At 55.5% G+C, this 9584-nt stretch carries 6 protein-coding genes; 1 reads left to right on the top strand and 5 read right to left on the bottom strand.

Annotation, left to right across the window (positions count from 1 at the left end):
• Positions 1 to 69: 69 nt before the first annotated feature.
• The 3 genes from RDN69_RS05120 to RDN69_RS05110 are packed head-to-tail and all read right to left on the bottom strand — an operon-like array spanning position 70 to position 5696.
• Positions 70 to 3081, bottom strand: a complete 3012-nt coding sequence (locus tag RDN69_RS05120) for an AAA family ATPase (protein WP_288218316.1) — start codon at positions 3079 to 3081, stop codon at positions 70 to 72.
• Positions 3038 to 4318 (bottom strand): DNA repair exonuclease, encoded by a 1281-nt coding sequence (locus RDN69_RS05115; RefSeq protein WP_288218315.1) that lies wholly within the window; start codon positions 4316 to 4318, stop codon positions 3038 to 3040. Before RDN69_RS05115 ends, RDN69_RS05120 begins: the two co-directional genes overlap by 44 nt.
• 1 nt (position 4319) lies before the next feature.
• A complete protein-coding gene (locus tag RDN69_RS05110) occupies positions 4320 to 5696 on the bottom strand; it encodes a PLP-dependent aminotransferase family protein (RefSeq protein ID WP_288218314.1) in 1377 nt (458 codons plus the stop codon).
• 181 nt (positions 5697 to 5877) lie between these two features.
• Between RDN69_RS05110 and bioB the strand changes: the two genes are divergently transcribed.
• Positions 5878 to 6897 carry a biotin synthase BioB gene (bioB, locus tag RDN69_RS05105; RefSeq protein ID WP_288218317.1) on the top strand — a complete coding sequence of 340 codons (1020 nt, stop codon included), beginning with the start codon at positions 5878 to 5880 and terminating at the stop codon, positions 6895 to 6897.
• A gap of 67 nt (positions 6898 to 6964) precedes the next feature.
• Here the strand turns inward: bioB and RDN69_RS05100 are convergent, their stop codons facing one another.
• Positions 6965 to 8065 (bottom strand): hypothetical protein, encoded by a 1101-nt coding sequence (locus RDN69_RS05100; protein ID WP_288218313.1) that lies wholly within the window; start codon positions 8063 to 8065, stop codon positions 6965 to 6967.
• Positions 8066 to 8076: 11 nt separating this feature from the next.
• The gene (locus RDN69_RS05095; protein WP_288218312.1) at positions 8077 to 9414 is read right to left on the bottom strand and encodes an aspartate aminotransferase family protein; all 1338 of its coding nucleotides are present in this window, start codon (positions 9412 to 9414) and stop codon (positions 8077 to 8079) included.
• Positions 9415 to 9584: the final 170 nt, after the last annotated feature.

The raw sequence follows: 9584 nt of genomic DNA, 5'->3' as shown, positions 1-9584 counted from the left end.
ATTTTTTTACGTCGGATGATCATAAAAGATACAAAAAAAAGCGAAGACATTGTCTTCGCTTTTTTTATTTTATTCCGCGCTGATTGTGCCGGAACGCAAACGATAGTAATGGCCGTGATTGTCCGCATCCACTTCTTTGGCCAATTCCGCGGTTCGTTGGTGGCAGGTGAACAGCAATACCTGTCGCGTCCGCGCGAATGCCAGCAGAAAACGTAATGTTTCCCGCTGCCGCGTTTCGTCAAAGCGCACGAAAATATCATCTAAAACAATCGGCATCGGTTCCGTTTTTTCGCCGAACGCAAGCGCCAGCGCCAGGCGCAAGGCGAGATACACCTGGTCCCCGGTACCGCTGGACCAGATCGCGGCTTCCTTCGTGCCATGCGTGCCGTCAATAGTCTGTACGACGCCTTCAGCGGTCAGCGCGAGCGTGTAGCGGCCGCTCGTCATTTGCGAGAGGTACTGTCCGGCGCGCGCGATCACATTCGGTTTGCCGTCCGCTTCATAGGCGCGACGCGCTTCATCAAGCAGGTATTCGCTCACGACGAGCGCGAGGTAATCGTCCACGGCCGTCTGCAGTTGCGTTTCCACTTGGGCGCGACGCTCCAGCGCTTTGGTGAGGCGATCGTCTTTGATCAAACGCGCCAATTCGCTTTGCAGCGCGCCTTCCCGTTGGCGCAGTTGCGTGAGTTCGGTTTTGCGCTGACTGAGCGAGCGTTCGTACTGATCGCGCCGATCCAGCCACGTTTCATACGCGCCGGTTTCCAGCTGTAGCCAGAGGCGGTTAAATTCTGCTTCGCTGCCCGCGTACAGTCGCAGATTTTGCCGTACGCGTTCGTAATCTTTGCGCAGCTGGTCGCATTCTTCATACGCGCTCACTTTATCGACGAACTCCGCGGCGTCTTTGGCGTTCACCAACGCGAGCAACGCGTTCATTTCGTTCTCGCACAATGTCCAGCGCTCATCGAGCAAAGCTTTTTCTTTAGATAATTCTTCATGGCGCCGATTTTTTTCCTGCAAACTTTGCCATTGCAGCATCTGCTCCTGATAGCGATCCGCCAATTCGATGATCGTTTCCGGTGCCGCCGGCGCGGTTTCGCCGATGCGTTGCAAAAGCGATGCCGTTCGCTCGGTGTAGGAGGTCAATTGCCGGTCAATCCGCTCCAACTGCACGCGCAAAATTTCGCCTTCGCCCTTGGCCGTAAAAAGTTCCTGCCATTGCGCCTGGCGTAAATCGAGTTCCGTCGCCTCCGTCGGCGGCAAATGTTCAGCCGCCAGCCACTTCGTCCACGCTTCCTCGGAAACTTCTCGATCGGCGCGCAATTTCGCGCCGCGCGCGGCCCATTTTTCGTGTTCCAAGCGTTGCCGGCGTTCGCTTTCCGCCTGCCAGGAGATCGCCTGCAGTTGCGTTTGGTAACGGTAAAAATCACGGCGAGCCGTTTCCAGTTCCTGCCGGAAATTTTCGAGTTCGCCTTCCGTTTCCGGCACGGCAAGTTCCAGATGTTGCGCCAATTCCGTCTGCCGCCCCTGCAGTTCCGTCAGTCGCGCGTTCAGTTTGGTCAGACGGTATTCATTTTGATGGCTCTTGCGATAGTTCCAATAAAAGCACAGCAGGGAAAGCGCCAACGCGCCGCCGACGATGTACAGCGCTTCCATGCCGAGACCGCCGGTGAAGTAAAGATAAAACGCCGCGAGCGCGCCCAGAACGAGTAAAAATCCCAGCCAGAAAAACGCGGAATACCGCTTGACCGGCAGTGTTTCCAACCACTCGATTTCATCGGTTAAGTGCTTCTTTTCACGCGCGAGCAGCAGCATTTCCTGCCCTTCCTGCTCCCATTTTTGGAATTCAGTTTCATCGGTCAGGCGCGGTACGTCATCCGTTTTGATTTCCTGCGCGGCTTCGATCACCGGCTCATCATTTTCCCAGTAATGCAGTTCGTTATCACGTCGCAGCAACTGCGCCGCAAGCTCCCGCCCTTTCGTCCAGTCGACGGTGCCGAGTTTCGCAGTCTCCGCCATCGGCCACGCGGCCACGGTTTCCGTGCGCGCCGCGAATTCCTGCTGCCAAGCGGCCAGCGCCTCGTTTTTTGCGACCTGTTCTTGTTGCAGTTCGCGCCAACGTTCGCTTTCCCGATAAAGCGTGGCGATTTCATCGCGCTCCGGTTCAAGCGTCACCACATCCTGCCGCGCGGTCGGCGCAATCGCCGCGAGTTTTTGTTGTACCGCTTCGCGCTGCTCGTTGACATCCGCCATACGCTGCACCAATTTATTCCAGCGCTCTTTACCGTCGGCGGGAAAATGTTCGATCGTGCTGCACAAATCCAGGCGCCGTTTCGTTTCGATGCCTTCCCGATAGTATTCCCACGCGCCGATCTGTTTATCCATCGTGCGATCGCGCACATCGAGTGCGGCAATGGCTTCTTCCGCCGCTTTGATTTGCGAATCGACTTCGTTTTGTTCGCGACGAATGGAGGCGAATTCTTCTTCTTCCCCGGCCAGCGCCGCGACATCATTTTGCGCCTTTTGCCAATCGTTCAACAATTGATTGATGACGCGTTTGCCCTGCGGTGACGCCACCAGCAACTCTTCCCGCGCGTTCGCCACTTCCCGCTGCGTGCGCGCCAGCTGCTCGCCGCCCTGCATGCTCAAAAAACCGGCGCGGACATCATCTTGAGCGAGAATCGCCGCTCCCTGCAGATCTTCCAGTCCGATCGCGAAAACCTGCTCATACGTATTGCGATCCAAACCGTTCCACCACAAATCCGCCGGTTCGCCGATGACAGTTTCCAGACGATCGTCCGTGACTTTCGTTTCCCCTTCATCGCGATGAATGCGATACACGCGACCGTTCGCAAGCTCGACCGCCAAATTGCCTTTGCGGCCGCGCCGTTTGCCGCGGCGATAACCGAACAGCATGTCGCGCACAAATTGCAGCAGCGTCGTTTTGCCGCTTTCATTTTCACCGCAGATAACGGTCAGTCCGGCGGCCGGCGGCTGCCAGGAAACATTTTGATAAATGCCGTATCGTTGCAATTGTAAATCAGTCAGCTTCATCGCCGTTGTCCCCCAATATTCGTTGTGCACCCGTTATTTCCGCGCGACGGAGTGCCGTTTCCAAGCGTTCGTCGCTGAGTTCTCCGAAGTAACGCGCGTAGCGTTCCCATTCCGGTCGCGCCGCGACGGCCTGTCGCAACGCGTAATGCCGCTCCTCCGGCGACATGGCGCGCAGTCGATCCACCGAGCGCAGATAATCGCCCGTCGCGTCCGGAATTTCCCGCCGTGCCTGCCAATCGACCGCCGCCGTCGTCTGATCTAAAAGAGCGCGGCAATACACGAAGATATGTTTCATTTCTTCTTCTTCATTTAAGCGCGCCAAAATGGACTGTCGCGCCGCCGGATCGGAAAACACCTGATGCAGCGCGCCGCGCCCGTTCACGACCAAGGTCACGAGCAAGGGTTTGCCCACTTCCTGACGACGCTCCTGCCGCTTTGTCAACACCGCTTGGATGAACATCTCCACGTCCGTCAGATCCGTCACGGAAAACTCCCATGTTTCCGAGCGAATGGCATCGGTCGCGATAAATTCAAGCATCGTCGTGCCGTGACTGCCCACTTCGACAAGGTAGCAGCCGCGGGGGCCGGTTTCCGCCGCCGTCAGACTTTGCGCGTTGCCCGGATAGACGACATACGGATCTTCCGATAATACCTCGCGCGTGTGCACATGGCCGAGCGCCCAATAATCGATCCTGCTTTGGCGGATCTCGTCCCAGCTGAGCGGCGCGTACGGCCCGTCCGCCGCCGCTTTCGGTCCCTGCGTGTGCATGACGGCGATCGCGTACGGATCGCTTTCACCGCGCACATAATCCGGCGCCCAGCGACCGTCCGTGTGCATCGTCGCGTAGCTGCGGCCGTAAATCATCGCGGCGGTTTCATTTTCCACCACGAGCGGTAAGCCTTCCACTTTGTCCGCGCTGAACACATGCGCGGTCGGCGGCAACGGCACCTGCGCCTGCCACGCGCTCACCGGATCGTGGTTGCCGTGCGCGATAAACGTGCTGATGCCCGCATTGGCCGCGCGAAACAGCTCGCGCGAAAATTCCAGCTGCGCCGGTAAGCTGTGGTCCGCCGAATTATATACGTCACCGGCGATCACAATCGCGGCGACACGCTTTTCGATCGCCGTATCGACAATGTTGCGAAACGCTTGAAAAGTCGCTTCCCGCAATGTTTTTTCCCAGTACCGTGACGGCGCTTCCCGGATAGCCAACGGCGTTCCTAAATGTAAATCCGCACAGTGAATAAATCGAAATCGTTTCGCCATCTCAGGCCTCCTTCAAAGTATCTTGATACGTCGCGTATAATATTCTGCTGACGTCGGGTATATCGTCACGCTCAATTTCACCGAAAGAAAGCAGTAACATGCGTTCGTTGGCAGGTTCATTATGCTGGGGTTTCACCCGGCGTAAATGCAGCCCGCGCCGAGCGGCGGCGCGAACCAAGGCGGCACAAGACGCGGTGGTTTTGACGTACACGGGCAAATAAATGCCCGCGGTCGGCGCGTCGATCCGTATCGCGTCACCGAAGGTTTGCTGTAATGCGTTCGTCAGCAGCTCTCCTTTTTCCGCGTACAGTTTACGCAAACGGCGAATTTGCCGCGTGAAGTGCCCGCGCTCAATGAAATCCGCCAGCGCCAGCTGCTCCGCCACCGACGCCGTCTGACGATATAACTCGCGCCGCGCCAGAAAACGTTTCAATAAGTCCGGCGGTAAAATCATGTACGCCAAACGCAACGACGGCGGCAGCACTTTGGAAAGCGCTCCGATATAGACGACGCGCGTGCCGTCGCCCATCCCCTGCAACGAGGCGACCGGTGCGCCGTAGTAAGAAAGTTCGCTGTCAAAATCGTCTTCGATAATCAGTCCGTCCGTGCGCTCGCTCCACGACAACAGTTCCGCGCGGATCTGCGCGGGCATCACATCCGCCGCGCGATACGCCAGCGACGGTAACACGTAAAGAATGCGCTTGCGGGCATTTTGCAACGGCGGCTGCAAAAGTTCCGCGTGTCCGCCGTACAACATGCGCACGGTAAATCCCGCATCGCTCATCGTATCCACGCCCAACGGAAATTCCGTTTCCGCAAACAAAACTTCCCCGTACTCCGTTTGCAAAAGGCTGGCTAAAATTCGCAGTAATTGCTGCGTATTCGAACCGATGATGATGTCGTCGGCATACGCCCGCGTATCCCGAGCTTGGGCTCCGTACTGCGCCAACGCTTCGCGCAGTTCCCGCTCACCTTGAATATCGCCGTAACGCAGCAACCGTTTTTCATCGCGGAACACCCGCGCAAGTGAACGCCGCCACGCGGCGAATAAAAAGCCGTCGCGATCCATGCCGCTTTGCGCCAGATCATAGCGATACGTGACTTCGGTTTTGGCGCGCGGCTGCGGTCGCGTCGGAGATTGTCGGATCGTCAGTTGCGGCATCACGGTAAAGCGCGCGCGATTTTTCGCTACGATATAGCCCTCGCTCGCGAGCCGACTGTACACACGTTCAACGGTAAATTTACTGACGCCGAGCTCCGCCGCCTGCGCACGTACCGAACGCAACCGCATGCCGGCCGGCCAAACACCGGTTTCTATTTTGTCGCGCATCGCGCGATACAGCCGCAAATATAACGGCGCTTCTTTGGTAGCTGTCATGTGTTCCTCCATTAATAGCTTTATTGTAAAACATGACAGAGAAAGAACGCAAATTATCGGCGCAGATCTTTTTTGTAAACCGATAAAATTTTTACTGTTGACTTATATTGTTAATGTGGTTAAAATATAGAAGTAAACACAAGAAGCAAGGAAATGATTGTAGCATGAACGGGGTGGAATGATGGACGCAAATTGCGCGCAAATTATTGCGCTGGCCGACCGTGTTCTTGACGGCGGTGAAATTACAAAAGAAGAAGGCATTTCCCTAATCAACACCAGCGATGAAAATACGATGCTTTTAATGGCGATGGCGGATAAAATTCGTCAGAAGTACAATGGTCATCGTGTTGATTTTTGCGCAATCATCAACGGGCGCAGCGGCCGTTGTCCGGAAAACTGCGCGTTTTGCGCGCAATCCTCTCACTACAATACCGGAGTGAAAGAATATCCCCTCCTCGATGAAGACGTCTTAGTCGATGCCGCGAAGAAAGCCAAAGCGGCCGGCGCGGTACGTTTCTCCATTGTCACCAGCGGACGCAACCAGGGCAATCCGCGCGAATTTGAAAACATCGTGCGCGCGCTCAAGCGCATCCGTGCCGAAGTGGGCATTGAAATCTGCTGCTCGCTCGGACTCGTCACCAAAGACCAATTACAACAACTCAAAGATATCGGAGTCACCCGTTACCATTCCAATATTGAAACGGCTCCGAGCCATTTCCCGGACATTTGCCAAACGCATACTTTCGAAGATAAATTGACGACATTGAAAGCGGCGCAGGAAGTCGGTATTCGCGTCTGCTCGGGTGGGATTTTCGGCTTGGGCGAAACGAATGAACAGCGCGTTGAAATGGCGTTCGCGCTGAAAGAACTCGGTGTCGATTCCATACCGCTCAATATTTTAAATCCGATTAAAGGCACTCCTTTTGAAAACAACAAATCGCTTTCGCCGCTGGAAATTCTGCGCGCGTTTGCGGTTTTCCGTTTCATCTTGCCGCGGGCTTTGATCCGCACCGCCGGCGGTCGCGAAGTAAACTTGCGCGATCTGCAGGCGTACGCTTTGAATGCCGGTTTGAACGGCATTATGGTCGGCGGCTACCTCACTACCGGCGGTCGGGATCCCAAAGCGGATCGCGTGATGGTACGCGATCTCGGTCTCGGTTTTACCCGCCCCGTGCTTCGTCCCGTTGCGGAAGAAGCCTAATCTTACTAATTCTCCAAACAACTAAAAAAGCTCTCCCTCGGGAGAGCTTTTTTAGTGTCGTAATTTCTTAATTCGTCTCTACATCACCTTCCGCGTCATTGGACGAGTTTTTAAAGAGCGTGCGGGCAAAGACGACAAGAACCAGCGCGATGCCCACGTAGCCGACAAAAGGATAAATGAGCGATACCAGCTTACCGAACGGGAACGAACCGCCGAGCATAAATACCACGCCGAGCGCAACGGTCAGTGCAATTTCCCAACGCTGCGGAACGACTTTCAAGCATTCATTTTTGATCAGCCAATACATCGGCGCGGTGGTCGAATAGATCCCGAGCATGATGATAACGGAGAAAACGAGAGCAACCAGCGGACTGATCTTCGCGCCGAGGTACAGATTCGGCACTTGCAAACCGATCACGGCGTCAAAGTTGGCGAGCATGCCGCACAGCATGCCGACGACTGTCAGCATCAGGAAGAAGCCGCCGCAAAAACCGGCGATACCCGCTTCTTTACGACTCGAGGCCTGGGCGCCGAGTTCGGTGAAAAAGACCATGCCGGCGAGCATGTTGTAGCAAAAGAATAATGCTCCCGCCTGCCACCAGTGCGCGACCGGCCGGGCAGCGAGCGCGGTTGTCGTCGTCGCGACCGGCGCAGTCGTCCAATTGAAATCATGGAAAAATGTGTACATGCCGACGGCGACGGTAAAGACGACGATAAACGGTCCGATCGCGCCGATGATATCGACCAGGCGACGCAAACCGGCAAGCACCGTGATCATCGCGACAACGCCCATGCCGAGCCAACCGACCGCGGACGGCACGCCGAAATATTCTTCCGCGATGGCGCCCGAACCCGCGATCATGATGACGACGATCGAAAAGATGAAGAGCAGTGTGAAATACTCGATCGCGCGTCCCAAGTAATTGCCGCAGTAATGACGGAAAATCAGTGACGGCCGTGCGAGTTGCAATTCATGTCCCTTGCGCATGACGATCACGCCGATGGAGCAGAACAAAACGGCACTGATCAACGCGCCGTACAAACCGTTCATGCCATACGAAACGAAAAACTGTAATACTTCCTGCCCCGTGGCAAAGCCCGAGCCGATGAGGTAGGCGATGTACGCCCCGCTCAGCTTGACTACGTTACGCCAGTTGACTTGTTCCATAGTGTCCCTCCTTACCAGCCTTGCCCGTCGACTTCATAATCGGCGAGCCGGCCATCCTGCCATTCCGTTAAGGTTTCTTCGATAACATCCAATGCTTTATTGAGTTCTTCATCCGTGATCGTCAGCGGCGGTTGGAAACGCAAAACGCTGCCGGCGAAAGCGATCATCACGACGCCTTTTTCGTAGGCACGGTTGCAAATAACGAGCGCGGCGTGAGGATCTTTCGTTTTCGCTTTTTTATCGGCGACGATGTCAACGCCGAGCGAAAGGCCTAAGCCGCGAACGTCACCGACACAGTCGAAACGTTCCCGCCAATCTTCCATCCGCTCGCGCGCGATCCTGCCTTTGCGCGTGCTTTCCGCAAGCAAATCATTGTCTTCCATGTATTGCAAAGTCGCAAGCGCCGCCGCGCAGCATACCGGATTGGCTCCGGTCGTGAATATATGCGCGGGACGATCCAGACTTTCCATAATCTCTTTGCGTCCGACCAAGGCCGAGAGCGGCAGTCCCGCCGCGAGCGATTTACCGTAAACGACAAGGTCGGGATCCAAGTGCCAGTGTTCCAGCGAGCACCATGTGCCGGTGCGTCCGAGTCCCTGCTGCGTGTCGTCAACGCAAAAGAGAATGCCGTGCTCTTTGCACAACTTCTGCAAAGCTTCAAAGTAACCGTCGACCGGCTGCAACAAGCCGCCGTCGCCTTGCAACGTTTCGATAACCACCGCCGCCACTTCTTCCGGCGGCACGTAGGTCGCCAACATTTCTTTCAACGGCGCAAGATATTCTTCCACCGTATTCGGTTCCGCGCTGCCGTACATGCCGCGATAGCTGTCCGGAAACGGAATATGGTAGAAGCCCGGCAACAACGGACCGATTTTGCGGCGCATGTTTTGACTGATCGCCGACATGGAAATCGAACCGTAGGTCGAGCCGTGGTACGCGTTCACAAAGGAGATAATGTACGGACGACCCGTGTACCCGCGGGCGAACTTGATCAGAGCATCGTTGGCGTCGGAACCGGTCAAGCCGAAGATAACGCGTTTTTCAAAATCTCCCGGCGTGATCTCGCACATTTTTTTCGCGAGATGCACCAAAGGCTCATGGTACATGTAGGCCGGAGTATAATGAATCATTTTCTTGACCTGGGCGATAATGGCATTCACGATCGGCTCCGGTGTGTGCCCCACATTCAAGGCACTGGCGCTCGTCAACAAGTCGAGGTATTCGTTACCGTCGACATCGGTCAGCGTCGAACCGTGCGCATGATCAATGACCAGCGGATAATACGGAATCCGACCGGCCGGCGCAAAATAATGACTTTCTTCTTGAATTAATTCCTGGGAGCGTTTCATGAATATCATCCTTTCTCTATTAAAAACCGTTTTGGCGTTACTTCGAGGATAAAAAATCCCCCGCAGGAAAATATCCTGCAGGGGCGCAGTGGCGCGGTACCACCCTGGTTTATCTCTCATTCCGTTAACGCCGGCGACGTTCGTCACTACTTCATTCATGACGAAAGCTC

Origin of the sequence: uncultured Negativicoccus sp., assembly GCF_902480485.1 — a bacterium.
Lineage (GTDB): Bacteria > Bacillota > Negativicutes > Veillonellales > Negativicoccaceae > Negativicoccus > Negativicoccus succinicivorans.
Note: the sequence above shows the minus strand (reverse complement) of the source record. Positions and strands in the feature narration are given on the sequence as shown.